The sequence below is a fragment of the Streptomyces sp. NPDC002057 genome, assembly GCF_040296665.1.
Lineage (GTDB): Bacteria > Actinomycetota > Actinomycetes > Streptomycetales > Streptomycetaceae > Streptomyces.
Map to the genome: position 1 here is coordinate 58004 of NZ_JBEOXR010000017.1, position 25195 is coordinate 83198.

Genomic DNA, 25195 nt, shown 5'->3' on the forward strand with positions numbered 1-25195 from the left:
CTGCTTCACTGGATTCAGCTGGGGATCAGGACCGGGTCTCAGGCGGCTCCGGCCAGCCTGAGCAGCAGGTTCTTCACATCGGTGGCCGCGACGCGGCCGTCCAGGGCGCGGGGGGTGGAGCACAGGATGAGCGGACCTTCGTCATCGCTCGCGGGGAGGCGGCCATGGCTGCCGCGAAGAGGTGAGGGGTCGAGAGGGACGACCGCGAGCCGGTACCGCATACCGAGCTTCTTGCGCGCGATCTCCCGGGCGGCCCTGACCCGTACGTAGGGGTCGAACGGATCCATGAGGAGTTCGGCCGGGTCGTAGCCGGGCTTGCGGTGGATCTCGACGAGCCGCGCGAAGTCGGGGGCCCGGGCGTCGTCGAGCCAGTAGTAGTACGTGAACCAGGCGTCGGGCTCGGCGAGGGCGACGAGCTCCCCCGAGCGCGGATGGTCGAGGCCGTACTCCTTCTTCCCGTCGTCGTCGAGGAGCCGTTCCAGACCGGGCAGGCCTTCGAGGGCTTCGCGGACCGCCGGCAGATCCGTGGCGCGCCGGACGTAGACGTGGGCGATCTGGTGGTCGGCGACGGCGAACGCCCGCGAGGTCATGGGGTCCAGGTACTCCATGCCGTCCTGCGTGTGGACTTCGAGGAGGCCCGCGCGGCGCAGGGCCCGGTTGATGTCGACGGGCCGGTCGACACGGGTGATGCCGTACTCGGAGAGGACGACGACCGTGCGCCCCTCGGCGCGCGCCTCGGCGAGGAGCGGGGCGAGGACGGTGTCGAGCGCGGCGGCGGCGCGGAAGGAGCGCGGGTCGTCGGGTCCGTAGCGCTGGAGGTCGTAGTCGAGGTGCGGGACGTAGCAGAGGGCGAGGTCGGGGCGGCGGGTACGGAGGATGTGGCGGGTGGCGTCGACGATCCAGCGGCTGGAGACGAGGTCGGCGCCGGGGCCCCAGAAGTGGAAGAGGGGGAACGTGCCGAACTTCTCGGTGAGCTCGTCGTGGAGGGCGGGGGGCCGGGTGTAGCAGTCGGGTTCCTTGCGGCCGTCGGCGTAGTAGACGGGGCGCGGGGTGACGGTGATGTCGGTGTCGGCGCCCATGGCGTACCACCAGCAGATGTTGGCGACGGTGTAGCCGGGGTGGGTGCGGCGGGCGGCGTCCCACAGGCGGTCGCCGGAGACGAGGCCGTTGTGCTGGCGCCACAGCAGCACGTCTCCGAGGTCCCGGAAGTACCAGCCGTTGCCGACGATGCCGTGCTCGGCGGGGAGGGTGCCGGTGAGGAAGGTGGTCTGGGCGGTGCAGGTGACGGCGGGCAGGACGGTGGAGAGCGGGGCCTGGGAGCCGCTGCGGGCGAGGGCTGCCAGGTGGGGCATGTGGGGCAGGAGCCGGGGGGTGAGACCGACGACGTCGAGGACCAGGAGGGGGGTGGGCGCGGGTGTGGTGTCGCTCATGGCAGTTCCTTCACGGCAGTTCCTTGAGGCCGAGGTCGGTCAGCAGGTCGCGGGCCAGGGTCAGTTCGGCGGCGATGCCGTCCGCGAGCCGGGCCCGGGTGCGGGGGCGGTGGTCGGGAGGAAGGGCCTGCCAGGTGTACGTCTCGACCTCCAGGTGGCGGGTGCGTGGATGCGGGCCTCCGACGAGGAGGGCGAGGGCGTCCTGGAGGACGGGCAGCGTGGAACTGAGCGGAGGAGCGGGGGGAGCGTGCAGGGGAACGTGGAAGTGGGCCCGCCAGGGTGTGGCGTCGGGAAGCACGGCGTGGCTCGTGTGGCCGTCGGCGCCGAGGGCCTCGGGGAGGTCGTCGGTGCCGCGGAGTCCGGCGGCGGTCCGGGTGCGGGTCTGGTGGAGGAACCGGGGTTCGGCGAACGCGGCGAGCGCAGCCCTGACCTCGGGGAGGTGCGGCTGCTCGGCGTGGAGCGCGGCGGAGAGCTGCGCCTTGGGCACCGGGACACCGGCGGCGGCGAGCGCGTCGAGCGCGGTGCGCGGGTCCTCGAAGGAGGTCGCGAGGTGGCAGGTGTCGAGGCAGACGCCGATGCGGGGACTCGGTACGTCGGCGAGCGCGGTGACGGCGTCGGCGACGGTCTCGACCGTGCAGCCGGGCTCCGGCTCGATCCCGATCCGGATGCTCCTGCCGGTGAGCTCCTCCAGTGCGTCGAGCCGGCCGGCGAGCGTCGTCAGCGCGGTACGGGCGAGGGCGGCCGCCCGGGCGTCGAAGGGGGTGCGCCAGGCGAGGGGCAGGGTGGAGACGGACCCCTCGGTGACGTCGTCGGGGAGCAGCGCGGCGAGGAGCCGGGCCAGGTCGGTGGTGTGGGCGAGGCGCTCGGGCCGGGTCCAGTCGGGCTGGTAGACCCGGTACTTGACCTCGTCGGCGCCGAAGCCTTCGTAGGGGAAGCCGTTCAGGGTGACCACTTCGAGGCCGCGTCGGTCGAGTTCGGCGCGGAGCGCGCGGAGCGAGGACGGGTCGGTGGTCAGGGAGCGGGCGGCGTCGCGGGCCAGCCAGAGGCCGATGCCGAGGCGGTCGCGGCCGAGGCGGCGGCGGACCGGCTCGCAGTGGTCGCGGAGCTGGGCGAGGACGCCGTCGAGGGTCTCGGCCGGGTGCACGTTGGTGCAGTAGGCGAGGTGGACGGTGGAGCCGTCCGGGTGCCGGAAGCGCATGGGGACGCCTCATTCCCCGCCGCGGAGGACGGAGTTGCCCTCGTGCAGGTCCGGTGGGGCCGGGAGGTCGAGGCGGAGGCGTCCGCCGAGTCCGTAGAAGGCGACCGGGTTGCGCCAGAGGACCTGGTCGACGTCGTCGTCGGTGAAGCCGGCGTCGAGCATGGCGTCGGCGACCGCGCGGGTCTTGAGGGGGTCGCTGCGGCCCCAGTCGGCGGCCGAGTTCACGAGGACCCGCCCGGTGCCGTACTCCTTGATGATCGCGACCGTCCGGTCCTCGTCCATCTTGGTGTCGGGATAGACGGAGAAGCCCAGCCAGGCGCCGCTGTCGGCGGCCTCCTTGACGGTCGTCTCGTTGAGGTGGTCGAGGAGGACGCGGTCGGGGGCGAGCGCGGACTCGCGCACGACGTCGATCGTGCGGCGCAGACCGGTGAGCTTGTCGCGGTGCGGGGTGTGGACGAGGGCCGGCAGGCCGTGGTCGGCGGCGAGCTGGAGCTGGGCGGCGAGAGCGGTGTCCTCGGCGGGTGTCAGGGAGTCGTAGCCGATCTCGCCGACGGCGACGACACCGTCCTTGGCGAGATAGCGGGGCAGGGCGTCGAGGACGGGCACGCAGCGGGGGTCGTTGGCCTCCTTCGGGTTGAGGGCGACGGCGCAGTGGTGGGCGATTCCGTGCTGGGCGGCACGGAAGGGCTCCCAGCCGAGCAGGGAGTCGAAGTAGTCGAGGAAGGAGGCGGGCGAGGTGCGCGGCTGGCCGAGCCAGAAGGACGGTTCGACGAGGGCGCGGACGCCGGCGTCGTACATCGCCCGGTAGTCGTCCGTGGTGCGCGAGGTCATGTGGATGTGGGGGTCGAAGATGCGCATCAGGACTCCTCGGCGGGGGCGGTGAGGGCGAGGACGCGGGAGAGGTCGGCGGGGACGGGGCGGCCGGCGGCGGTGCGTTCGGCGGCGTGGTCGGCGAGCATCCGGGCGAGTTCGGTGTCGCCGGCGGCGCGGTCGGCGAGACCGGCGACGACGGTGACGGGGACGCCGGTGAAGAGACATTTGAGGAGGGCGTGGCGCCAGGCGTGGGGGGTGAGGTGGGTGGCGGCGTAGGGCCCGAGGGCGGCGGCGAGGAGGGTGGTGTCGTGGGTGCGGAGGGCGTCCTCGACGAGGTGTACGGCCTCGGGGCCGGTGACGAGGGCGGGGAGGGCCAGGAGGACGGCTCGGCGTTCGGCGGCGGCGCCGTGGTGGTAGAGCCGGGCGAGGGTGTCGGGATCGGCTCCGGCCGCCTGGAGGAGGAGGGTGCGGGCCTCGTCCGCGTGCGCGTGCCCGCAGTGCCGTCCGGCGGCGACGAAGCACTCCTCCCACCCGGAGGTGCGGGCGGCGGCCTCCGCGAGGGCGGAGTCCAGCCAGGCGCGGGCGGCGGCGGGGAGGTCGGCGGCGGTCAGCATGGCGAGGTCTCCCGGCGCAGGAAGGAGAGGGAGGTGCGGGCGAGTTCGGGGCCTGCGTGGGAATGCCGGGGCAGTTCGACCACGGTCAGGCCGGGATAGCCGGCGGCGGTGAGCTCGGTGAGGGCGGCCAGGACCGGCGGGAAGTCGATCTCTCCGTCGCCGAACGGAAGGTGCTCGTGGACGCCGCGCCGCATGTCCTCGATCTGGACGTGGTGCACCCAGGGGGCGGCGGCCCGTACGCAGTCGGCGGGAGGGAGTGGTTCGAGGCACTGGCAGTGGCCGATGTCGAGGGTGAGGCCGAGGAGGGCGGGGGCGGGGTCTCCGAGGAGTTCCCGCAGATGGTGGAAGTCGCCGAGGGTGGCGAGGAGATGGCCGGGTTCGGGTTCGACGGCCAGCGGGACACGGGCGGCCTCCGCGGCCGTGAGAACGGGGGTGAGTGAGGAGGCGAGCCGCTTCCAGGCCTCGTCGGGCGGGGTGTCGGCGGGGAGGGTGCCGCTGAAGCAGTGCACGGCGTGCGCGCCGAGATCGGCCGCGACACGGACGGCCCGCTGCAGCAGCCGGACGCGGGCGGCGCGGTCCTCGGGGTCCGGGTCGAGGAGGGACGGGCCGTGTTTGCGGCGGGGGTCGAGGACGTAGCGGGCGCCGGTCTCGACGGTCACGCCGAGCCCCAGCTCGCCCAGGCGCCGGGCGACCCGGGCGGTGCGGGCGGCCAGGCCGGGGGCGAGGGGGTCGAGGTGCATGTGGTCGAGGGTCAGCCCGACGCCGTCGTAGCCGAGGTCCGCGAGGAGCCCGAGGGCGTCGTCGAGCCGGAGGTCGGTGAGGCCGTTGGTGCCGTAGCCCAGCCGTGGACGGACGGCGGGGTCGGCGGCGGCCCGGTCGACGGGGACGACGGCGGGGCGGTCGGCGGGGCGCGCGGGGTGGGCTCCGTCGAGGGGGCCAGTGCGCACGGGGTGAGGTGAGTCGGAGTGGGCGGTGCCCACGGAGTGAGGTAAGTCGGGGTGGTCGGTGCGCACGGGGTCGGGTGCGTCGGGGTGGGAGGGGTGGTGGGCGGAACGGCCGGCGGTGGTCATGTGGGGCTCACCTTCCGGGCGAGGGCGCGGGCGGCCGGGACGAGGGCGAGCAGCGCGAGCGCGGTACCCGGCGCCCCGGCCCGGGCGGCGAGCGTGGCCTGGAGCGGGATCGTGGCCCGGATCCCGCCCCCCACGGCCCGCTCGGTGAGCGCCGCGGACGGGTTGAGCGCGGCGTGCAGGAGGAGGGTGGTGGGGGTGCGGGCGTAGGCGAGGGCGAGGAGGGGGCCGAGACCGCGGGAGGGGTGGGGCGGGCGGGGCCGGTGGGTGGGGAGGGCGGGGCGGGGGCGGGGGGCGGGGGCGGGGCCCCCGGAGGAGGCGGAAACCTCGCCGGCACCGGTCCGGCGGTCCCCCGCGCCGCCGGACCGGGATCCGGGCCCCGCGCCGCCGGACCGGGATCCGGGCCCCGCGCCGCCGGACCGGGATCCGGGCCCCGCGCCGCCGGACCGGGATCCCGGCACCGCGCCCGACGCCGCCCCGGCCACCGCGAGGGTCACGGCGAGGGCGGCGAGCGGGGTGCGGGTGGAGCCGCCCTGGGTCTCGTGCCGGGAGACGGCGGTGACGGCGTAGGTGTGGGCCCCGAGCAGGACGGCGGACGGGAGCGCCCGGACGGCGTGAGGACGGGCGGTATGAGGACGCACGGTATGAGGGCGGACGGCGTCAGGGCGGACGGTACGGGGGCCGCCTCCGACCGGCCCGGCGGGGAAGGTTCGGGCGGGGGTCGAGGCCGTTGCGCCCAGGAGGAGGTCCAGGGCGCGGGCCGTGGCCATCGTGGCGGGGCCCGCCGGGGTGTGTTTGAGGCCGAGGTCGTAGGCCCAGACCGTGGTGGCGAGGGCTGTGGCCACCGCGAGGGACGGGCGGCCCGCGCGGGACGCCAGCGCGAGGCCCGCCGTCGTCAGGGCGGCGGAGGCGACGAGGGCGGCCCCGGGGGTGATGCGGCCGGAGGGCAGGGGGCGGTGCGGGCGTTCGGCGGCGTCCTCCGCGCGGTCGGCCCAGTCGTTGAGGGCCATCCCCGCCTCGTACAGACAGAGGGAGGCGCCGATCGCGTACAGGGTGCCCCGTCCGGGGCGGGTCCCCGCCGCCGCCGCGCCCGCGAGGGCGTCGCCCGGGACCGAGAACAGCGCCGAGACGCGGAGGAGCTCCGCCCAGGCCCGTGCCCGTGCCCGTCCCCTTCCGGCGCGCGCGGTCATCGGGCCGCCTCCGGGCCCGCGTCCTCCGGGGACGACGGTTCCCCCAGTCCGCGGCCGAAGGCGAGCAGGCGGGCGTACTGCTCCGCCAGCGCGGCCGGCGGTGTGCCTTCGGGGTCCTTGAAGTAGAAGGCGAGGTCTTCCAGGGGTCCCGCGAGGCCCTTCTCGTGGGCGCGGGCCGTGAGGCGGGCCAGGTCGAGGACGAGGGGGGCGGCGAGGGCGGAGTCGCAGCCCTGCCAGAGGGTCTGGAGGATCATGCGGGTGCCGAGGAAGCCGTCGAAGGCGATGTGGTCCCAGGCGGTCTTCCACTCCCCCATCGCGGGGACGTCGTCGATGTGGACCTGGCCTTCGACGCCGGGGCCGAGGGTGTCGGTGAGGACGCGTTCCTTGCCGGCGTTCTTGGCGGCGGCGGCCGCCGGGTCGGCGAGGGCGGCTCCGTCGCCGCCGCCGAGGAGGTTGCTGCCGGACCAGGCCCGTACGGTCAGCGCCCGCTGGTGGAACATCGGGGCGAGGACGGCGCGGAGGAGGGTCTGTCCGGTCTTGCCGTCGCGGCCGGCGTGGGGCAGTCCGCTCGCGGCGAGCGGTGCGGCGAGGGCGGGGTGGCGCAGGCCGGTGGACGGGGTGAAGTTGACGTACGGGCACCCGGCGCGGAGCGCCGCGGCGGCGTACAGGGTGCTGGGTGGGAGCCCGGCGCCCCCCGACGCCGGCTCCGTGGAGGCCACATTGACGACCACGACGCGGTCCAGGCCAATGCGATGACGGAAATCCGTCAGGTCTGCGGTGAAGGCGCTGACGAGTTGCTCGTCGGTGCGGGTGTCGCCGGGGGCGGGACCGCCGGGGCGGATCTCTCGGTCGGCGGCTTCGAGTTCGCCGGTGAGGGCGTGGGCGAGGCCGTACGGGAGGACTCCGGCGGCGGTGAGCTGTTCGGCGCGCTTGGGGAGCGGGCAGTCGGTGGTGTCGTGTCCGCCGAAGACGAGGGAGTGGAGTGGGGGCAGGCCGGCGTCGGCGAGGCCGGGGGTCTCGGTGGCCATGCCGGTCGGTGGGTGGAGTCCGGCGACGAGGGCGGCGCAGCCGGCCACGGTGGTGGTGGCGACGGAGCCTCTCGCGCCGACGAGCCAGATTCCGGTACGGGGTGCGGGGGTCATGGCGGCGGCCTCCCTGCTCATCCGGGGAAGGGGGTGGGGTTGCGCATGGGGAAGGTGGTGATGGTGGGGGTGGTGATGGGTGGGCGTGGTGGCGGTGGGAGGTGGTGACGGTGGGCGGGGGGTACGGCGCCGCCCCGCCCACCGTCGTCCGGGTGGGCTCCCGTCAGGAGGGGAGTTCCTTGAGGCGGATGTCGCGGAAGGCGGCCCGGTCTGCGGCTCCGTGGTTCTGGATGCCGATGTGGCCGCTGGTGAGGCTGCGGGCCGGGTCGGTGTTGGTGAAGTCGTTGATCTTGAGGCCGTTGAGGAAGACCTGGAGGCGTTCGCCCTGGACGCGGATCTCGTACGTGTTCCACTGGCCGGGTGGGCGGAGGGCCTGGTCGCGGGCCTTGAGGTTGGCCGACTTGAAGCCGTAGACGGCTCCGGTGGTGCGGTCGGGGGTGTCGGTGGCGTCGATCTGGATCTCGTAGCCGTTGTTCACGGCGGACCAGGGGTCGTCGGAGGCGGGGAAGCCGACGAAGACGCCGGAGTTGTCGTCGCCGGTGAGTTTCCAGTCCAGGGTGAGGGAGTAGGACCGGAGTTCCCTGGCCTGGTACCAGAGCATGCCCATGCCGCCGGTGGAGCGGAGTTCGCCGTCGGTGATGTCGAAGGCGCCGGGGCCGGCCTGCTTCCAGCCTTCGGCGGTCTCGCCGTTGAAGAGGTCCCGGTAGCCGGTCCGGGGCCGGCAGTCGGCCTTGACCTGGCCGGTGGCGTACCGGAGGCCGCCGAGGAGGTGCCGACGGAAGGCCGGTTCGGCGTACGACTCCTTGGTGTGGCCGCCGCCGGTGTAGAAGGAGCGGCCGCCGCCGTAGGTCTTGCACCAGGCGATGGGGTGGTCGCCCTTCATGGTGCCGCCCTGGTAGGTGGTCTCGTCGAGGGTGGCGAGGATCCTGGCCTGGCCGCGGGGGTTGGTGCGGTAGTCGTACCACTCGTCGGTGCGCTGCCAGGGGCCGTCGAGGTGGGCGGTGGCGGGGTGGTCGTGGTCCTCGACCCGTACGGTCGCGGGCTGGATCCGGGGGTGTGAGGCGAAGTGGGCGCCGACCAGTCCGCCGTAGAACTCCCAGTCGTACTCGGTGTCGGCGGCGGCGTGGACGCCCATGTAGCCGCCGCCGGTGGAGAGGTAGTTCTCGAAGGCGGTCTGCTGTGCGGCGTCGAGGACGTCTCCGGTGGTCGAGAGGAAGACGACGGCGTCGTAGCGGGCGAGGTTGCTGGTGGTGAACTGGCGGGGTTCCTCGGTCGCGTCGACGGTGATGCCGTTCTGGGCGCCGAGTTCCCTCAGTGCGGTGATGCCGGTGCCGATCGAGTCGTGGCGGAATCCGGCCGTACGGGAGAAGACGAGGACACGTGTGGCGTTCGGGTCGACGGGGGTGCTGGAGAGGGTGAAGTCGTCGACGTCGTAGAGCGCGCCGGCTCCGCCCTTGAAGACGAGGAAGAGCTCGGTGGTCGTGCGGGGCAGGCTCCGCAGGGGTACGTCGATGTCCTGGAAGGTCTCCCAGCCGCCGGTGACGGGGACGGGTGCGGAGCCGTGGAGGGTTCCGGTGGGTGAGCCGGTGCGGACTTCGAGGAAGCCGCCGACGCCGCCGGAGGAGACGCGGGCGGTGAGCTTGGTGGCTCCGCGCAGGTGGTAGGGCTTGAGGGAGATCCAGTCGCCGTCGTTGATGTCGCCGACGGTGCGTCCGCCGTTCGCCTGGGTCTTGTCGAAGACGGTGACGCCGTCCTGTGCGTCGAAGTGCTCGGCCTGGCGGTGGCGGGGCTGGAGTTTGGCCTGGTCGTGGGTGGTGAGGGCGGCCTGTCCGCCGCCTCCGCCGTCGGTGTACTCGGCGTCGAAGACGGCGAAGATGTTGGCGTCGTCGTCGTGGCCGCCGTCGGAGGAGGTCTTGATGGTGCCGGTGCAGCCGTTGGCCGAGGTGACGGGGTGGCCGTGGCTGTCGTGGCCGAGGACGTAGGTGACCTTGACCTTGGCGCAGTCGATCGTGCCGTCCTCGGGGTCGGTGACCTTCACGCGGAAGGGGATCTCGTCGCCGAAGGCGAAGAGGGCTCCTTCGGCGGGGAGTTCGAGGGTGACCTTGGGGGCGGTGTTGCCGACGACGACGTGGACGGAGGCGGATCCGGTGCGGCCGGTGGTGTCCTTGGCGGTGACGGTCGCGGTGTACGTGCCGTTCCTGCGGTAGGTGTGGGTGGGGTGGGCGGTGGTGGAGGTGCCTCCGTCGCCGAAGTCCCAGGCGTAGGTGAGGGTGTCGCCGTCGCCGTCGGTGGTGCCGGCGGAGGAGAAGGAGACCTTGAGGGGGGCGGTGCCTGAGGTCTTGCCGGCGCTCGCCTCGGCCACCGGGGAGCGGCCGCCGGTGGCGTTCTCGATGCGGTAGAGCCCCGAGTTGTGGTCGCCGCCGAACCATGCGGTGCCGTAGTCGAGGACGTAGAGCGCGCCGTCGGGTCCGAAGGCCATGTCCATCACCTGGGTGCCGGTCCAGGGCACGGCGTTGATGGAGGTGACGGTGCCGTTGTCGTCCTGGTCGACGCGTTTGATCCAGCGGCGGCCGAACTCTCCGGCGAAGAAGTCGCCGTCGTATGCCTCGGGGAACTTGACGGGGGAGGTGGAGGCGGTGTCGTAGCGGTAGACGGGTCCGCCCATCGGGGACTCGGATCCGGTGCCGAACTCGGGTACGGAGCCCGCGTTGTACGGGATCCAGGCGGGTTCGGCGGGTGGGAGGTCGACGAGTCCGGTGTTGTGCGGGGAGTCGTTCCTCGGTGCTGCGCAGTCGAAGGTGGCGCCGGAGGTCCTGCTCGCGAAGTCGTAGTCGACGTAGGGGTCGTTGTCGCCGGTGCAGAAGGGCCAGCCGAAGTTTCCGGGCTTGGTGACGCGGGCGAACTCGACCTGTCCGGCGGGGCCCCGCTTCGGGTCGGCGGCGCCGGCGTCGGGGCCGTAGTCGCCGACGTAGAGGACGCCGGTGGCCTTGTCGACGCTGAAGCGGAAGGGGTTGCGGAAGCCCATGGCGTAGATCTCGGGCCGGGTCTTCTCGGTGCCGGGGGCGAAGAGGTTGCCGTCGGGGACGGTGTAGGTGCCGTCGTCGGCGACCTTGATGCGGAGGATCTTGCCGCGGAGGTCGTTGGTGTTGCCGGAGGTGCGGCGGGCGTCGAAGGCGGGGTTGCGGTCGGGGCGTTCGTCGATGGGGGTGAAGCCGTCGGAGGCGAAGGGGTTGGAGTCGTCGCCGGTCGAGAGGTAGAGGTTGCCCTGGGCGTCGAAGTCGATGTCGCCGCCGACGTGGCAGCAGATGCCGCGGGTGGCGGGGACGTCGATGACCTTCTTCTCGCTGGCGTTGTCGAGGGTGCCGTCGGCCTTGAGCGTGAAGCGGGAGAGGCGGTTGACTCCGTCGTAGGGGGCGAAGTCGGCGGCGGTGCCGTTCTCGGGGGCGTCGCCCGCGGGGGTGTTCAGGGGCGGGGCGTAGTAGAGGTAGACGGCCTTGTTCCGGGCGAAGTCGGGGTCGAGGCCGATGCCCTGGAGGCCTTCCTCGTCATGGGAGTAGACGGGGACGGTGCCGATGACGGTGGTGTTGCCGGCGGCGTCGGTGCGGCGGAGTTCGCCGTTGCGGGAGGTGTGCAGGACGCTGCGGTCGGGGAGCACGGCGAGGGACATGGGTTCGCCGACCTCTTCGCCGCCCTTGGCGAGGGTGATCTGCTGGAACTCCTCGGCGGCGGGGGCGGGGGCCTCGGGTTGGGCGGCGAGTGCCTGGGGGGTGCCGAGGGCGAGCAGTCCGACGGCGAGGAGGGCGAGTGCCCTCCTGGCGCGGAGCCGTCGGGCACGGAGTCCCCGCGCGCGGGGCCCCTGCGATCGGAGTCCTTGCGCTTGCTCTCCCTGCGGTCGCTGCCCTTGTGATCGCGGACCTTGCGGTCCTTGCGGCCCTTGCGATCGGAAGCGTCGGGCTCGGAACAGGCGGGCTCGGGGTCGCTCGGCTGGGGATCGTTCGGCTCGGAGTGGGTTTCCTTGCACGGGTGTCCTCCGGATTCGGGCCGGGTGTGCGGGTGTCCGGGGACCGACGTGCGCCGTCACGCCGGCCGCTTCACACGGCGCGTCGACGGGCGTCATCTCACCCCCCGTCTTGCCATGTACACATCAGGGACCGTAGCCGGGTTCGTCCACCGCGGAAAGCCCTTGCGCATCGGTACGGTCGAACTTTTCCCCGCCAGAGGACAAAGGCTCGCGCGGGCAGGGCGGACCGGCCCGGTGGCACCGTCGCCACCGGGCACGGACCCATGCGTTCAGGTCAGTCGCCGCTCCCGAAGGCGGCGTCGAAGGAGGCCGCCGGCGGGTCGAAGTCGTACCGCTTGAGGAACGACAGCGCCTCGGGGGCGCCGGTCAGCCGGTCCATGCCCGCGTCCTCCCACTCCACGGAGACGGGCCCGGCGTAGCCGATCGACCGGAGCATCCGGAAGACGTCCTCCCAGGGCACGTCGCCGTGTCCGGCGCTGACGAAGTCCCAGCCGCGCCGGGGGTCGCCCCAGGGCAGGTGGGAGCCCAGTCGCCCGTTGCGGCCGTCGAGCCGCCTGCGGGCCTCCTTGCAGTCCACGTGGTAGATCCGGTCGCGGAAGTCCCACAGGAAGCCGACCGGGTCGAGGTCCTGCCACACGAAGTGGCTCGGGTCGAAGTTGAGCCCGAAGGCGGGGCGCCGGTCGACCGCCTCCAGGGCCCGCTGGGTGGTCCAGTAGTCGTAGGCGATCTCGCTGGGGTGCACCTCGTGGGCGAAGCGCACGCCCTCGGCGTCGAAGACGTCGAGGATCGGGTTCCACCGCTCCGCGAAGTCCTCGAAGCCGCGCTCGACCATGCGCTCGGGGACCGGCGGGAACATCGCCACCAGGTGCCAGATCGAGGAGCCGGTGAAGCCGATGACGGTGTCGACGCCGAGCGCGGCGGCGGCCCGGGCGGTGTCCGCGAGTTCACGGGCGGCCCGCTGCCGCACCCCCTCGGCGTCGCCGTCGCCCCAGATCCGGGCGGGCACGATCGCCTGGTGGCGTTCGTCGATCGGATGGTCGCAGACGGCCTGCCCCACCAGATGGTTGGAGATCGCCCAGCACTTCAGTCCGTACGCGTCGAGCAGTTCGCGCCTGCCCTTGACGTACGCCGGGTCGGCGAGGGCCTTGTCCACTTCGAAGTGGTCTCCCCAGCAGGCGAGTTCGAGGCCGTCGTAGCCGAAGTCGCGGGCGAGGCGGCAGACCTCCTCCAGGGGCAGGTCGGCCCACTGGCCGGTGAAGAGCGTGAAGGGTCGGGGCACGTCGGGCGCCTCCTAGCTGCTCGGGCTCGGTACGGGCGTGGTGGGAGCTTCGGCGGACACGGATCCGGGCGCGGATGCGGGTCCGGACGCGGGTCCGGATGCGGACGCGGACGCGGACGCGAGTACGGGTACGGGGGTGTAGACGGCGTTGTTCCGGGCGCTCTCCTCCACCGCGGCGAGGACCCGCTGGACCTGGAGGCCGTCGGCGAACGAGGGCGTCGGGGCGGTGCCGGTCGCGACGGCGTGTACCAGGTCGCGGGCCTGGTGGGCGAAGGTGTGCTCGTAGCCCAGGCCGTGTCCGGGCGGCCACCAGCCCTCCAGGTACGGGTGGTCCGGTTCGGTCACCAGGATGCGGCGGAACCCGGCCGTGACGGCCGGTTCGGTGTGGTCGTGGAAGGACAGTTCGTTGAGCCGTTCCAGGTCGAAGGCGAGCGAGCCGCGCTCCCCGTTGATCTCCAGACGCAGCGCGTTCTTGCGGCCCGCGGCCATCCGGGTGGCCTCGAAGGAGGCGAGGGCCCCGGAGGCGAGCCGCCCGGTGAACAGGGCGGCGTCGTCGACGGTGACCTGTCCGTACGCCTCCGATCCCGCTCCCCCGGCGAGACCGCCGGCGCCGGTGCCGGCGAGCAGCGGCCGCTTCCGTACGAAGGTCTCGGTGAGCGCCGACACGCCGACGAGCGGCTCCCCCGCGAGGAACTGGGCGAGGTCGACGGCGTGTGCCCCCAGGTCTCCGAGGGCCCCGGAGCCGGCGTGCTCGCGTTCCAGGCGCCAGGTCAGCGGGAAGGCGGGGTCGACCAGCCAGTCCTGGAGGTAGGTGACCCGGACGTGCCGCAGGGCGCCGAGCCGTCCGTCCGCGACGAGCCGCCGGGCGTACGAGAGGGCGGGGACCCGGCGGTAGTTGAAGCCGACCATGGCGATCTGGCCCCGGGCCGCGGCCGCTTCGGCGGCGGCGGCCATCGTCTCGGCCTCGGCGACCGAGTTGGCGAGGGGCTTCTCGCACAGCACGTGCTTGCCGGCCTCCAGGGCGGCGACGGCGATCTCCGCGTGGCTGTCGCCCGGGGTGCAGACGTCGACGAGCTGGACGTCGTCGCGGGCGATCAGGGCGCGCCAGTCGGTCTCGGCGGCGGCCCAGCCGTGTCGGCGGGCGGCGGCCCGGACGGCGGTGGCATCGCGGCCGGCGACGGCGGCGAGGACGGGTCTCAGCGGCAGGTCGAAGACGCGGCCGGCGGTGCGCCAGCCCTGGGAGTGGGCGGCTCCCATGAACGCGTAGCCGACCATGCCGATGCCGAGGGGCGGCGGTGCGGCCCCGCTCTCCGTCTGTTCCATACGGTTCCTCCGTTTCGTGGTGCGGCGAGGTACTGCTCCCCGGGGGCGGTCGGACCTCCGGGGGCCGGTCGGGCCGGAGCTCCCCGGCGGCCCGACGCCCGCCGACCGACGCCCGGGGGGCGGGGGGCGGGTCGGCCGGGCCGCCGCCCCGGGCGGGCCTGTCAGCTGAAGCCGGTGGGCAGGTACTCGTCGACGTTCTCCTTGGTGACGACGGCCGAGTAGAGGGTGATCGAGGCGGGGATCTCCAGTTCGGCCATGCCGCCGATCCCCTTCTTCTGGCCGAGGGCGCGGGCGAGGTCGATCGCCGAGGCGGCCATGGTGGGCGGGTAGAGGACGGTGGCCTTGAGGACGCCGGTGTCGGCCTTGATGGCGTCCATGGCGGACTTGGCGCCGGCGCCGCCGACCATGAGGAAGTCCTTGCGTCCGGCCTGGGCGACGGCGCGGAGCGCGCCGACCCCCTGGTCGTCGTCGTGGTTCCACAGGGCGTCGAACTTCGACTGGGCCTGGAGGAGTTGGGCCATCTTGGCCTGGCCGGACTCGACGGTGAAGTCGGCGGCCTGGCGGGCGACCTTGCGGATGTTGGGGTAGTTCTTGAGGGCGTCGTCGAAGCCCTGGGTGCGCTGCTTGGTGAGTTCGAGGCTGTCCATGCCGGCGAGTTCGACGACGGTGGCGTTCGGCTTGTCCTTGAGCCGTTCGCCGATGAAGTTGCCGGCGTTGAGGCCCATGCCGTAGTTGTCGCCGCCGATCCAGCAGCGGTAGGCCTGCGGGGAGGCGAAGATCCGGTCGAGGTTGATGACGGGGATGCCGGCCTTCATGGCCTGGAGGCCGATCTGGGTGAGGGCCTTGCCGTCGGCGGGGAGGATGACGAGGACGTCGACCTTCTTGTTGATGAGGGTCTGGACCTGGCCGATCTGGGTGGCGGTGTCGTTGGAGCCCTCGGTGATCTCCAGGGTGACGTCGGAGTGCTTCCTGGCCCGGTCCTTGGCGTTCTGGTTGATGGCGTTGAGCCATCCGTGGTCGGCCTGGGGGCCGGCGAAGCCGATGGTGACGGGGGTGCCGGGCTTGTCGTCGGCGGCGGGGGCGGCGCTCGCGGCGGGCGTCTGGTTCTTGGGCTCGTTGCTGGTGCAGGCGGTGAGCAGGGCGCCGGCGGAGACGGCCGCGCCGCCGAGGAGGAGGTGTCTGCGGCTGGTTTCGGGCATGGCGGTGGATCCCTTCCGAGCGGGTGGCGGTGGTGAGGGGGGGCGAGGGAGGGGTGGTGCGGGGGCCGGGGCCGGTCAGGTCTCGCTGTCGCGGACGGTGCGGCGCTGGACGAGGACGGCGGCGACGATGATCGCGCCCTTGGCGATCTGCTGGACGTCGCTCTGCAGGTTGTTGAGGGCGAAGATGTTGGTGATGGTGGTGAAGACGAGGACGCCGAGGACGGAGCCGACGATGGTGCCCCGGCCGCCGCTGAGGAGGGTGCCGCCGATGATGGCGGCGGCGATGGCGTCGAGCTCGTACAGGTTGCCGTTGGTGTTCTGGCCGGAGCCGGCGAGGACGACGAGCAGGAACGCGGCGATGCCGCAGCAGAGTCCGGAGAGCAGGTAGAGCAGGAGGCGCTGGCGGCGTACGTCGATGCCGGCGAGGCGGGCGGCCTCCGGGTTGCCGCCGACGGCGATCGTGCGGCGGCCGAAGGTCGTCCGGTTGAGCAGCAGCCACCCGGCGGCGGTGACGGCGGCGAAGACGAGGACGAGCGGCGGGATTCCCAGGACGTAGGCGTCGGGGACGCCGAGGTCGAGGACGGACGGGACGGTGACGATCTGCGTCCTGCCGTCGGTGATCTGGAGGGCGAGGCCGCGGGCCGAGGCCAGCATGGCCAGGGTGGCGATGAACGGGACCATCCGTCCGTACGCGACGAGGACGCCGTTGACCAGGCCGCAGCCGAGCCCCACGGCGATCGAGGTGAAGAGGATGCCGGCGAAGCCGAACTCCTGGGTGGCGAGGGTGGTAGCCCAGACGGAGGCGAGGGCGACGATCGCGCCGACGGAGAGGTCGATGCCGCCGCTGGTGATGACGAAGGTCATGCCGACGGTGACGACGCCGATCACGGAGGCCTGGGTCAGGACGAGTTGCAGGTTGGAGGTGGCGAGGAACTCGGCGGGCCGGGTGAGGCCGCCGACGGCGATCAGGACCACGAGCACGCCGAGCAGCGACAGGTTGCGGATGTCGGCCCTGACGCCGATGGCGCGCCAACGGCCGTCCTGGGCCGGTGCCTTGGCCGGGGTGGTGAGCGTCATGGAGCCGGGCTCCCTTCCATCACGAGGTCGAGTACGCGGTGTTCGTCGAGGTCATGGGCGGGCGCCTGGTGGACGACGCGGCCTTCGCGGAGCACCAGGACGCGGTCGGCGAGGCCGAGGACCTCGGGGACCTCGCTGGAGACGAGGAGGACGGCGAGGCCTTCGTCGGCGAGGCGGCGGACGACGGCGTAGAGCTCGGCGCGGGCTCCGACGTCGACGCCCCGGGTGGGTTCGTCGAGGAGGAGGACCCGGCAGCCGCGCAGCAGCCAGCGGGCGAGGACGGCCTTCTGCTGGTTGCCGCCGGAGAGGGTGCGGACGGGGACCTCGGGGTGGTCGGGGCGGAGGGAGAGCTCCCGGGTGGCGGTCCGGGCGGCGGTGCGCTCGGCGGCGCGGTCGATCCAGCCGGCCCGGGAGAAGCGGGCGAGGGAGGAGACGGAGACGTTGCGGGTGACGGATTCGAGGAGGAGCAGGCCCTGTGCCTTGCGTTCCTCGGGGGCGAGGCCGAGTCCGGCGGCGACGGCGGCCGGGACGCTGCCGGGGCGCAGGGGCCGCCCGTCGACGAGGACCCGGCCGGCGGTGGGCTTCCGCGCGCCGTAGACGGTCTCCAGGATCTCGGAGCGGCCCGAGCCGACGAGGCCGGCGAGTCCGACGATCTCGCCGGGGCGCAGTTCGAGGTCGAGCGCCTCGAACTCGCCTTTCCTGGCGAGGCCCTGGACGCGGAGGACGGGTTCGCCGGCCGGTGGCCGGGCGGGCCGGTCGGGGAAGACGTAGGGGACGTCCCGGCCGGTCATGAGGGCGACGACCTCGCGGGTCGGGGTGGTCGCGGCGGGCAGGCCCCGGGCGACGGCCCGGCCGTCCTTGAGGACGGTGACGCGGTCGCCGATGCGGCGGATCTCCTCCAGGCGGTGGGAGATGTAGACGACGGCGACGCCCTCGGCGGTGAGGTCGGCGACGATCCGGAAGAGGTTGGCGACCTCGTCGGGGTCGAGGGCGGCGGACGGTTCGTCCATGACGATGAGGCGGACGTCGTGGGAGAGGGCGCGGGCCATGGAGACGATCTGCCGCTGGGCGGCGGAGAGTTCGGCGACGCGCCGGGCCGGGTCGATCTCGGGATGGCCGAGGCGTTTCAGGAGTGCGGCGGTGGCGGTGCGGGTGGCCCGGGTGCGGACGAATCCGGCGGTGGTGGGTTCGTGGCCGAGGTGGACGTTCTCGGCGACGGAGAGGCCTTCGACGAGGTCGAGCTCCTGGTAGATGGTGGCGATGCCGAGACGGACGGCGGAGCTCGGGGAGCGGAGCCGTACGGGTTCGCCGTTCCAGGTGATGCCGCCCTCGTCCGGCTGGTGGGCTCCGGCGAGCACCTTGATGAGGGTGGACTTGCCGGCGCCGTTCTGGCCGAGGAGGCAGTGGACCTCGCCGGGCGCGACCTCCAGGTCGACGCCGTCGAGGGCGCGGACGCCGGGGAAGGACTTGGTGATGCCGTCCATGGTGAGCAGGGGCGGGTGGTCTTGGGGCATGGCGGAGATCCCCTCGGCGGATGGCCGCCCGGCGGGCGCGGTGGCGCCGTGCGGCGGGGCGGGTGGGGTACGGGGGCGTGGTGCGGTGCGTGCGGAGTGCGGGTGCGGGGTGCCTTACGGCGGGGGCGGCGTCCCCGCGGCGGGTGCGGGGTGCCGTCCGGTGAGGGCGGGGTGCTTGTGGCGCGGTGCGGGCCGTGCGGCCGCGCCTGAGGAGTGCGGGGTGCCGTCCCCGTGGGGGCGGCGTGCCGGGCGAGGGTGTTACGCCGGGGAGAAGAGGTGGTCGCTGATGAGGCGGGCCGCGCCGGTGACGCCGGCGGTCTGGCCCAGTTCGCCGAGGACGATGGGGAGGTTGCCGGTGGCCAGGGGCAGGGACTGCCGGTAGACCTGGGTGCGGACACTGGCGAGGAGGTTGTGACCGAGGCCGGTGACTCCGCCTCCGATCACCACCAGACCGGGGTTGAAGAAGCTGACGAGTCCGGCGATGACCTGCCCGACCCGGTTGCCGCCCTCACGGATGAGGGCGAGTGAGGTGGCGTCGCCCGCGGCGGCGGCAGCGGCGACGTCGACGGCGGTGAGGTGCCCGGCCGCCGCGAGCCGGGCGGCGAGCTCCTCCGACCGGCCGCCGCGGGCCGCGTCCTCGGCGTCACGGGCCAGGGCCGCGCCGCTGAAGTGGGCCTCCAGGCAGCCGTTGTTGCCGCAGGCGCAGGGGCGGCCGTCGGGTTCGACCTGGATGTGTCCGATGTCGCCGGCGCTGCCCGTCGTACCGCGGTAGACCTCTCCGCCGACGACGATGCCGCAGCCGATGCCGGTGCCGATCTTGACGCAGAGGAAGTCGCCGACGGAGCGGGCGACGCCCGCGTGCTGCTCCCCCATGGCCATGAGGTTCACGTCGTTGTCGACCATGACGGGGCAGCCGAGTTCCTGGCTGAGCGCCTCCCGTACGGGGAAGCCGTCCCAGCCGGGCATGATCGGCGGCGCGACGGGGACGCCCTCGGGGAAGCGGACGGGCCCGGGGACGCCGATGCCGGCGCCGTCGAAGCCTTCCGCGAGTCCGGTGGAGCGGAGTTTCGCCGCCATCGACAGGGCCTGCTCGAAGACGGCGACGGGTCCTTCGCGGACGTCCATGGGGTGGTTGAGGTGTCCGAGCACCTCCAACTCGGCGTTGGTGACGGCGACGTCGATGGAGGTGGCGCCGATGTCGATGCCGAGGAAGCGGAGTTCGGGTGCGAGCCGGATGTTGTGCGAGCGACGGCCGCCCCGGGAGGCGGCGAGGCCGTCGGCGACGACGAGGCCGGTCTCCAGGAGCCGGTCGACCTCGACGGCGAGCTTGGAGCGGGAGAGATCGATCTGATCTCCCAGCTGGGCACGGGAGTTGGGTCCTCCGTCACGCAGCAGCCTGAGGAGTCGCGCCTGATGCCGGTTGGCAGGTCGTGCCGTCATGCGTCTCACGCGCCCCTCCCTCTCGTACACGCTCGTGTTCCTCGTACGCGCTCGTCTGCGGGCTTTCGAGGGGAACGTAGCAGCGGTGTACCGGGGTGGGAAGAAGTTGCGCAGGAATCGACCCCGACTTCTTCCCGGTTGGGGACAAAGAGAGGGGTCGGCGCGGGAGAAGGGTGGGGAGGGGGCGGTCGCTGGTCAGCGGACCTCCACCAGGCGGGCCGAGACCACCACGTTGCCCGCGTAGCCGTTCTCCTCGGTGAAGGGGCCGCCGCAGGTGATCAGGCGCAGCTCGGGCGCGCCGGAGTCGCCGTAGACCCGGTCGGCGGGGAAGCCCTCCTTGGGGACGACCTCGACCCCGTACACCGCGAACACGGCGGTCCGGCCGTCGCGGCGCGCGATCTCCACGCGGTGGCCCCTGCCGAGGGCCCCGAGGTCGTAGAAGACGGCGCGTCCCTTCGGGGTGTCGACATGGCCGACGACGACGGCGGTGCCGCGCTCGCCGGGGGTGACCGCCCCGGTGAACCAGCCCGCGAGCCGGTCGTCCTCGGGCGGTGGGGCCTCGATCCAGCCGTCGGCGTCGAGTCCGACGGACGTGACGGGGGCGTCGATCCGGACGGCGGGGACGCGAACCCGGACGGGCGCCGACGCGGGCAGAGGATCCGGTACGGAGTCGGGGACGAGCGCGCCGGCGACCCCGGCGACGTCGGGTGCGGCGGCGGTGACGGGCTGGGGCGGGCCGTCGGCGCGGAGTTCGTCCGCGCCGCCGCGGACGAGGTGGACGCCGACGAGGAGGGCGACGGCGACTAGGCCCCAGGCGCCGTGCCGTCCCGTCGCCCCGTCCGACCGCCCCACGTCCGCTCTCCCGCCGTGTCGAGTCCGTCCGTCGCCGCGTGCGCCCGTCCGTCGTGGTGCCCCTCCGTCCCGGACCTCGTCACACCGGGGCGGAGGGGCCGTTTCAGGCCCCCGGGGTCCGGCCGTCGGCGGCGCGGCGGCGGGTGAGGACGACGGCGGCGCCGAGCGCCCCGGCGATGAGCAGGACGCCCGTGACCACCTCGGCGACGCCGAGGCCCTCGGTGTCCGCTCCGGAGGTGGCGGCGGTGCCGTAGCCGGCCTTCACGCCCTTGTGCGCCCCGGACGACACGCCGTTGTCGTGTCCGGTCGTGGTCCCGCCGGTGTCGCCCTGGGTGACGGTGAGGGTGGTGGTCCCCCGCTCGCCCTTGCAGTCGAAGGTGATCTCGTACTGGGCGCCCGCCTTGGCGTCGACGTCCACGGTCGCGCTGCCCGGGCGGCCCTCGGCGAGGGTCACGGTGTCGAACACACCGGAGGTGACCGTCACCGACGGGACCTCGCAGCCGTCGGACGTGAGGGTGACGGTGCCGCCGGGAGAGACGGTGGCGGGGGTGACGGAGAAGCCGAACGACGTGATGCCGTGGTCGTTCTCGCCGGCCAGGGCGATCGGCGCGACCGTGACCACGGCGGCGGCGCTCAGCAGGGCGGCGGAAGCGGCACGTATCGCGCGCATGGCGGTCCTCCAGCTCACGGGAGGGGCTCGGTCACGGAGCGGTTCCGTGCCCGGAGAACGACGACCCTCACCGCGATCGAAGCTAGGTCCGGCCCCGGCGCGCCGCCACCGGGCTCCGCCGAACGGGGCACGGCGGGCCGTACGGCTCCGCTGCCCCGGTCATCGTCCCTCTCCCCCGGTCCCGGTCCGGAGCGGCCTCGTCTACGGGACCCGGACGACCTGGCCCGCGTACGAGAGGTTTCCGCCGAAGCCGAAGAGCAGGACCGGGTCTCCGGTGCTCAGCTCGCCGCGTTCGACGAGCTTGGCCAGGGCCAGCGGGATCGAGGCGGCCGAGGTGTTGCCGGAGTCGACGACGTCGCGGGCGACGATCGCGTTGACGGCGCCGATCTTCGCGGCGAGCGGTTCGATGATCCGCAGGTTGGCCTGGTGCAGGACCACGCCCGCGAGTTCCTCGGGGGTGATGCCGGACCGCTCGCAGGCCTTCCGGGCGAGGGCGGGCAGCTGCTGGGTGGCCCAGCGGTAGACGCTCTGGCCCTCCTGCGCGAAGCGGGGCGGGGTGCCCTCGATGCGGACGGCGTGGCCCATCTCGGGGACCGAGCCCCACAGGACCGGGCCGATGCCGGGGGTGGCCCCCTCGTCGTCCACCGCCTCGACGATCGCGGCGCCCGCGCCGTCGCCGACGAGGACGCAGGTGGTGCGGTCCGTCCAGTCGACGATCTCGGTCATCTTGTCGGCGCCGATGACCAGCGCGCGGCGCGAGCCGCCGGCCCGGACGGCGTGGTCGGCGGTGGCCAGGGCGTGGGTGAACCCGGCACAGACCACGTTGAGGTCCATGGTGGCGGGCGAGGTCATGCCGAGGCGGGCGGCGACGCGGGCGGCCATGTTGGGCGACCGGTCGATGGCCGTGGAGGTGGCGACGAGGACGAGGTCGATGTCGTCGGGGGTGAGCCCGGCGGTGGCCAGGGCCTTGCCCGCCGCGTGGGCGGCGAGCTCGTCGACGGGCTCGTCCGGTCCGGCGACGTGCCGGGTGCGGATGCCGACCCGGCTGGTGATCCACGCGTCGTCGGTGTCGACCAACGTCGCGAGGTCGTGGTTGGTGAGCACCTTGGCGGGCTGGTAGTGCCCGAGCGCTGCGATGCGAGTGCCCGTCATACCCGGGACCCCCTGGTGTGTCGATCGGCCGGCAGGATCCCCCAGTCTTGCCAGCGACTGATGGGTAACAGGTGACGTAAACCACCAAGATTCACCCGTACCCCTTGGCCGACCGTGACAAGGACCCGGGCGCGGCACGGGCCCCGTGGGGGTCGGGCGGGCCGTGCGGGGTGTCAGTTCTTGGGCGGGTCGATCATCTGGAGGGCCAGGGTGGCCGGGGGCGGGACGATTCCCGGGCCGCCGGCCTCCGTCCAGGCGAGGATCTCGTCGAGGGAGTCCTCGTCCAGGGCGAACGCGACCCAGGCGGCCCGTCCGCCGCGTCGCCGTCCCTCGGTGGAGGGCTGGACGACGACGATGTTGGCCTGGGCGCAGGGGCCGAGGCAGTCGCTCGTACGGACGGCGAGACGGCCTCCGGAGGCCGCGGCGGCCTCGCGGAGGCGGGTGAGCTGGCCGGTGTGGTCGGTGCCGGGGTTCTTGCGGGCGTCGCCGCAGCAGCAGCCGCGGCAGACGACGAGGGAGCAGGGGCGGGCCCCGTACCGTATCGGCACCGGGGTCATGCGGGTCCGTCCAGGGTGATCTCGGAGACGGGGGCGACGGTGCCGAGGCGGGGGAAGTCGAGGTCGACGGAGGCGCGGTGCTCGTCGGCGGTGAGCGCGGACATGGCGTCCTCGGCGAAGACGAGGTCGTAGCCGAGGTCGCAGGCGGCGCGGGCGGTGGACTCGACGCCGAGGTTCGTGGCGATGCCGCCGAGGACCAGGGTGGTGGCGCCGAGCCCGGAGAGCAGTTCGTGGAGTCCGGTGTCGTGGAAGCCGCCGATGGTGCGTTTGACGACGACGGGCTCGCCGTCCCGGACGAGGCCGGGGACGAGGTCGCTGCCGGGCGGCTGGGTGTCGACGTTCGGCCGGTCGACCCGGATGTGGACGACGGGGGCGCCGGCGGCCCGGAAGGTGTCGGCGAGCCGGGTGGCCGCGGCGAGCACGTCGGTGCCGGGGCGGGGGGCGAGGGGCAGCGCGACGATGCGTTCCATGAGGTCGACGAGGACGAGCGCGGTGTGGCCGGGATCGAGTGCGGGCATGGGAGCACGGTAGCGGCCCGGATGATCACCGCGGGGCGGTCGGGGGTGTGATCCGGCCTACGGGGCGGTCGCGGCGGCGAGGTCGGCGCGTTCGCGCGGGGTCTCCTCGTCGCGTGCCCGTCGCTTGGCGATCACCGCGCACACCATGAGCTGCATCTGGTGGAAGAGCATCAGGGGGAGCACGGCGAGCGAGGCCTGGGGGCCGAAGAGGACGCTGGCCATCGGCAGTCCGGCCGCGAGGCTCTTCTTGGAGCCGGCGAACTGGATCGCGATCCGGTCGGCGCGGTCGAAGCCGAGGCGGCGGGCCCCGTACCAGGTCAGGGCGAGCATCGCGGCGAGCAGGGCGGCCTCGACGGCGAGCAGGAGGCCGAGCCGGGCCGGGGTCACCAGGTGCCAGACACCGGCGACCATGCCCTGGCTGAAGGCGGTGTAGACGACGAGGAGTATCGATCCCCGGTCGACGTAGCCGAGGACCTTCTTGTGGCGGGTGAGGAGGCCGCCGATCCAGCGGCGCAGGAACTGTCCGGCCAGGAACGGCACGAGGAGCTGGAACACGATCTTCAGGACGCCGTCGGCGGAGAGGCCGCCCGTGCTGCCGCCGAGGAGCCCGGCCGCGAGCAGCGGGGTCAGGACGATGCCGGCGAGGGACGAGAAGGAGCCGGCGCAGATCGCGGCGGGGACGTTGCCGCGGGCGATCGAGGTGAAGGCGATGGAGGACTGGATGGTGGACGGCACCAGGCAGAGGAAGAGGAAGCCGCTGTAGAGCTGCGGGGTCAGGACGGCGGGGACGAGGCCGCGCGCGGCGAGGCCGAGGAGCGGGAAGAGCAGGAAGGTGGAGCCGAGGACGGTGAGGTGGAGCCGCCAGTGCTTGAGGCCGTCGAGGGCCTCGCGGGTGGAGAGCCGCGCCCCGTAGAGGAAGAAGAGGAACGCCACGGCTCCGGTCGACGCCCCTTCCGTGACGTCGGCGGCGGTGCCGGAGGCGGGGAGGAGCGCGGCGAGGGCGACGGTGCCGAGCAGGGCGAGGACGTATCCGTCGACGGGGAGCCAGGACGGCGGTCGGAGGGTACGGCGCGGGGCGCGGGCCGGGGTGGGGCCTGGGGTACGGGCGGTCATGGGCTCCACTGCTCCGGTGCGCTGCCTGGGGCGGGTCGCTGCCGCGCGCTCCGGGGTGGGTCGCGCGGGTCCATCCTGCTCCACGGGTCGGTGATCGGGAATCCCGTACAGCGCTCTGACTGTCATCACGGTTCGCGATGAGCGGTAGCGTCGTCCTGTGTACGAGCCCACGCACCTGCGCACCTTCCTCGCCGTGGCCCAGACGCTGAGCTTCACGCGGGCCGCGGACCGCCTCGGGCTGCGTCAGTCGACGGTCAGCCAGCACGTACGGCGTCTGGAGGAGGCGACCGGCCGGCCGCTCTTCACCCGGGACACGCACCGGGTGGCGTTGACGGAGGACGGCGAGGCCATGCTCGGTTTCGCCCGCACGATCCTCCAGGCGCACGAGCGGGCGGCGGCCTTCTTCGGCGGGACGCGGCTGCGGGGGCGGTTGCGCTTCGGGGCGTCCGAGGACTTCGTGACGACCCGGCTGCCGGAGATCCTGGAGTCGTTCCGGCGTGAGCATCCCGAGGTCGATCTGGAGCTGACGGTCGAGCTGTCCGGCACGCTCCAGGCGCGGCTCGCGGCCGGGCGGCTCGATCTGATCCTGGCCAAGCGGCGCGGTGGGGAGAGCGAGGGGCGGCTGGTGTGGGAGGACGTGCTGATCTGGATCGGGGCGCCGGGGCTGCGGCTCGATCCGGACCGGCCGGTGCCGCTCATCGTGTATCCGCCGCCGGGGATCACCCGGGCGCGGGCCCTGGAGGCCCTGGAGGCGCAGGGGCGGGCGTGGCGGATCGCGTGTACGAGTTCGAGTCTGAGCGCGAACGTGGCGGCGGCCCGGGCGGGGCTCGGCGTGATGGCGCACACGCGGGGGATGGTGCCGCCGGGGCTCGTGCCGGTTCCGGCGCGGGCGGGGCTGCCGGAGCTGGGCGAGGTGGGCTTCGTGCTGCGCGGGGGGCGGCGGGGCGGGGCGGTGCAGGAGGCGGCGGACGCGCTGGCGGACGCGATCCTGGCGGGCGGCGACCGGCTGCACCGGCCGGGCTGAGG

At 73.6% G+C, this 25195-nt stretch carries 21 protein-coding genes; 1 reads left to right on the forward strand and 20 read right to left on the reverse strand.

Annotation, left to right across the window (positions count from 1 at the left end):
- Positions 1-38: 38 nt before the first annotated feature.
- From ABT129_RS16115 to ABT129_RS16210, 20 genes are all read right to left on the reverse strand, one after another.
- Positions 39-1430, reverse strand: a complete 1392-nt coding sequence (locus ABT129_RS16115; protein WP_351901227.1) for an alkaline phosphatase family protein — start codon at positions 1428-1430, stop codon at positions 39-41.
- A 10-nt stretch (positions 1431-1440) separates the two neighbouring features.
- Positions 1441-2628 carry a metabolite traffic protein EboE gene (eboE, locus tag ABT129_RS16120; RefSeq protein ID WP_351901231.1) on the reverse strand — a complete coding sequence of 396 codons (1188 nt, stop codon included), beginning with the start codon at positions 2626-2628 and terminating at the stop codon, positions 1441-1443.
- A 9-nt stretch (positions 2629-2637) separates the two neighbouring features.
- Positions 2638-3486 carry a TatD family hydrolase gene (locus tag ABT129_RS16125; RefSeq protein WP_351901233.1) on the reverse strand — a complete coding sequence of 283 codons (849 nt, stop codon included), beginning with the start codon at positions 3484-3486 and terminating at the stop codon, positions 2638-2640.
- Positions 3486-4055, reverse strand: a complete 570-nt coding sequence (locus ABT129_RS16130) for an EboA domain-containing protein (protein ID WP_351901235.1) — start codon at positions 4053-4055, stop codon at positions 3486-3488. Before ABT129_RS16130 ends, ABT129_RS16125 begins: the two co-directional genes overlap by 1 nt.
- Positions 4049-4897, reverse strand: a complete 849-nt coding sequence (locus tag ABT129_RS16135) for a sugar phosphate isomerase/epimerase family protein (RefSeq protein ID WP_502981783.1) — start codon at positions 4895-4897, stop codon at positions 4049-4051. Before ABT129_RS16135 ends, ABT129_RS16130 begins: the two co-directional genes overlap by 7 nt.
- 224 nt (positions 4898-5121) lie before the next feature.
- The gene (locus ABT129_RS16140; protein ID WP_351901239.1) at positions 5122-6312 is read right to left on the reverse strand and encodes an SCO3242 family prenyltransferase; all 1191 of its coding nucleotides are present in this window, start codon (positions 6310-6312) and stop codon (positions 5122-5124) included.
- Complete coding sequence (locus tag ABT129_RS16145; RefSeq protein ID WP_351901241.1) at positions 6309-7454, reverse strand: inositol-3-phosphate synthase; 1146 nt, start codon at positions 7452-7454, stop codon at positions 6309-6311. The genes ABT129_RS16140 and ABT129_RS16145 overlap by 4 nt, the downstream gene beginning before the upstream one ends.
- 163 nt (positions 7455-7617) lie before the next feature.
- Positions 7618-11121 (reverse strand): ThuA domain-containing protein, encoded by a 3504-nt coding sequence (locus tag ABT129_RS16150; protein ID WP_351901243.1) that lies wholly within the window; start codon positions 11119-11121, stop codon positions 7618-7620.
- 628 nt (positions 11122-11749) lie between these two features.
- Positions 11750-12754 carry a sugar phosphate isomerase/epimerase family protein gene (locus ABT129_RS16155; RefSeq protein WP_351901245.1) on the reverse strand — a complete coding sequence of 335 codons (1005 nt, stop codon included), beginning with the start codon at positions 12752-12754 and terminating at the stop codon, positions 11750-11752.
- Between the two features lie 12 nt (positions 12755-12766).
- A complete protein-coding gene (locus tag ABT129_RS16160) occupies positions 12767-14077 on the reverse strand; it encodes a Gfo/Idh/MocA family protein (protein WP_351901247.1) in 1311 nt (436 codons plus the stop codon).
- Positions 14078-14238: 161 nt separating this feature from the next.
- Positions 14239-15276 carry a substrate-binding domain-containing protein gene (locus ABT129_RS16165; protein ID WP_351901249.1) on the reverse strand — a complete coding sequence of 346 codons (1038 nt, stop codon included), beginning with the start codon at positions 15274-15276 and terminating at the stop codon, positions 14239-14241.
- Between the two features lie 75 nt (positions 15277-15351).
- Positions 15352-16353, reverse strand: a complete 1002-nt coding sequence (locus tag ABT129_RS16170; protein WP_351901251.1) for an ABC transporter permease — start codon at positions 16351-16353, stop codon at positions 15352-15354.
- Positions 16350-17837: a sugar ABC transporter ATP-binding protein gene (locus tag ABT129_RS16175; RefSeq protein WP_351901362.1), complete on the reverse strand. Its 1488-nt coding sequence runs from the start codon at positions 17835-17837 to the stop codon at positions 16350-16352. The genes ABT129_RS16170 and ABT129_RS16175 overlap by 4 nt, the downstream gene beginning before the upstream one ends.
- 288 nt (positions 17838-18125) lie before the next feature.
- On the reverse strand, positions 18126-19307 hold the full coding sequence (locus ABT129_RS16180; RefSeq protein WP_351901253.1) for an ROK family transcriptional regulator: 1182 nt from the start codon (positions 19305-19307) through the stop codon (positions 18126-18128).
- Between the two features lie 195 nt (positions 19308-19502).
- On the reverse strand, positions 19503-20159 hold the full coding sequence (locus tag ABT129_RS16185) for a class F sortase (protein WP_351901254.1): 657 nt from the start codon (positions 20157-20159) through the stop codon (positions 19503-19505).
- Between the two features lie 103 nt (positions 20160-20262).
- A complete protein-coding gene (locus tag ABT129_RS16190) occupies positions 20263-20829 on the reverse strand; it encodes a hypothetical protein (RefSeq protein WP_351901256.1) in 567 nt (188 codons plus the stop codon).
- Positions 20830-21030: 201 nt separating this feature from the next.
- On the reverse strand, positions 21031-21981 hold the full coding sequence (locus ABT129_RS16195; protein WP_351901258.1) for a beta-ketoacyl-ACP synthase III: 951 nt from the start codon (positions 21979-21981) through the stop codon (positions 21031-21033).
- A 173-nt stretch (positions 21982-22154) separates the two neighbouring features.
- Positions 22155-22538 (reverse strand): (2Fe-2S) ferredoxin domain-containing protein, encoded by a 384-nt coding sequence (locus ABT129_RS16200; protein ID WP_351901261.1) that lies wholly within the window; start codon positions 22536-22538, stop codon positions 22155-22157.
- On the reverse strand, positions 22535-23056 hold the full coding sequence (locus ABT129_RS16205) for an isochorismatase family protein (RefSeq protein ID WP_351901263.1): 522 nt from the start codon (positions 23054-23056) through the stop codon (positions 22535-22537). Before ABT129_RS16205 ends, ABT129_RS16200 begins: the two co-directional genes overlap by 4 nt.
- A 57-nt stretch (positions 23057-23113) precedes the next feature.
- Positions 23114-24169 (reverse strand): bile acid:sodium symporter family protein, encoded by a 1056-nt coding sequence (locus tag ABT129_RS16210; protein ID WP_351901265.1) that lies wholly within the window; start codon positions 24167-24169, stop codon positions 23114-23116.
- A 157-nt stretch (positions 24170-24326) separates the two neighbouring features.
- Between ABT129_RS16210 and ABT129_RS16215 the strand changes: the two genes are divergently transcribed.
- Positions 24327-25193 carry a LysR substrate-binding domain-containing protein gene (locus ABT129_RS16215; RefSeq protein ID WP_351901267.1) on the forward strand — a complete coding sequence of 289 codons (867 nt, stop codon included), beginning with the start codon at positions 24327-24329 and terminating at the stop codon, positions 25191-25193.
- Positions 25194-25195: the final 2 nt, after the last annotated feature.

Bases quoted from the DNA above. Each gene is read 5' to 3' on its own strand.
- ABT129_RS16115 (WP_351901227.1), bottom strand. From the start codon at position 1,430: ATGAGCGACACCACACCCGCGCCCACCCCCCTCCTGGTCCTCGACGTC.
- eboE (WP_351901231.1), bottom strand. From the start codon at position 2,628: ATGCGCTTCCGGCACCCGGACGGCTCCACCGTCCACCTCGCCTACTGC.
- ABT129_RS16125 (WP_351901233.1), bottom strand. From the start codon at position 3,486: ATGCGCATCTTCGACCCCCACATCCACATGACCTCGCGCACCACGGAC.
- ABT129_RS16130 (WP_351901235.1), bottom strand. From the start codon at position 4,055: ATGCTGACCGCCGCCGACCTCCCCGCCGCCGCCCGCGCCTGGCTGGAC.
- ABT129_RS16140 (WP_351901239.1), bottom strand. From the start codon at position 6,312: ATGACCGCGCGCGCCGGAAGGGGACGGGCACGGGCACGGGCCTGGGCG.
- ABT129_RS16145 (WP_351901241.1), bottom strand. From the start codon at position 7,454: ATGACCCCCGCACCCCGTACCGGAATCTGGCTCGTCGGCGCGAGAGGC.
- ABT129_RS16150 (WP_351901243.1), bottom strand. From the start codon at position 11,121: ATGTCCCTCGCCGTGCTCCCCGACCGCAGCGTCCTGCACACCTCCCGC.
- ABT129_RS16160 (WP_351901247.1), bottom strand. From the start codon at position 14,077: ATGGAACAGACGGAGAGCGGGGCCGCACCGCCGCCCCTCGGCATCGGC.
- ABT129_RS16165 (WP_351901249.1), bottom strand. From the start codon at position 15,276: ATGCCCGAAACCAGCCGCAGACACCTCCTCCTCGGCGGCGCGGCCGTC.
- ABT129_RS16170 (WP_351901251.1), bottom strand. From the start codon at position 16,353: ATGACGCTCACCACCCCGGCCAAGGCACCGGCCCAGGACGGCCGTTGG.
- ABT129_RS16175 (WP_351901362.1), bottom strand. From the start codon at position 17,837: ATGGACGGCATCACCAAGTCCTTCCCCGGCGTCCGCGCCCTCGACGGC.
- ABT129_RS16180 (WP_351901253.1), bottom strand. From the start codon at position 19,307: ATGACGGCACGACCTGCCAACCGGCATCAGGCGCGACTCCTCAGGCTG.
- ABT129_RS16190 (WP_351901256.1), bottom strand. From the start codon at position 20,829: ATGCGCGCGATACGTGCCGCTTCCGCCGCCCTGCTGAGCGCCGCCGCC.
- ABT129_RS16195 (WP_351901258.1), bottom strand. From the start codon at position 21,981: ATGACGGGCACTCGCATCGCAGCGCTCGGGCACTACCAGCCCGCCAAG.
- ABT129_RS16200 (WP_351901261.1), bottom strand. From the start codon at position 22,538: ATGACCCCGGTGCCGATACGGTACGGGGCCCGCCCCTGCTCCCTCGTC.
- ABT129_RS16205 (WP_351901263.1), bottom strand. From the start codon at position 23,056: ATGCCCGCACTCGATCCCGGCCACACCGCGCTCGTCCTCGTCGACCTC.
- ABT129_RS16210 (WP_351901265.1), bottom strand. From the start codon at position 24,169: ATGACCGCCCGTACCCCAGGCCCCACCCCGGCCCGCGCCCCGCGCCGT.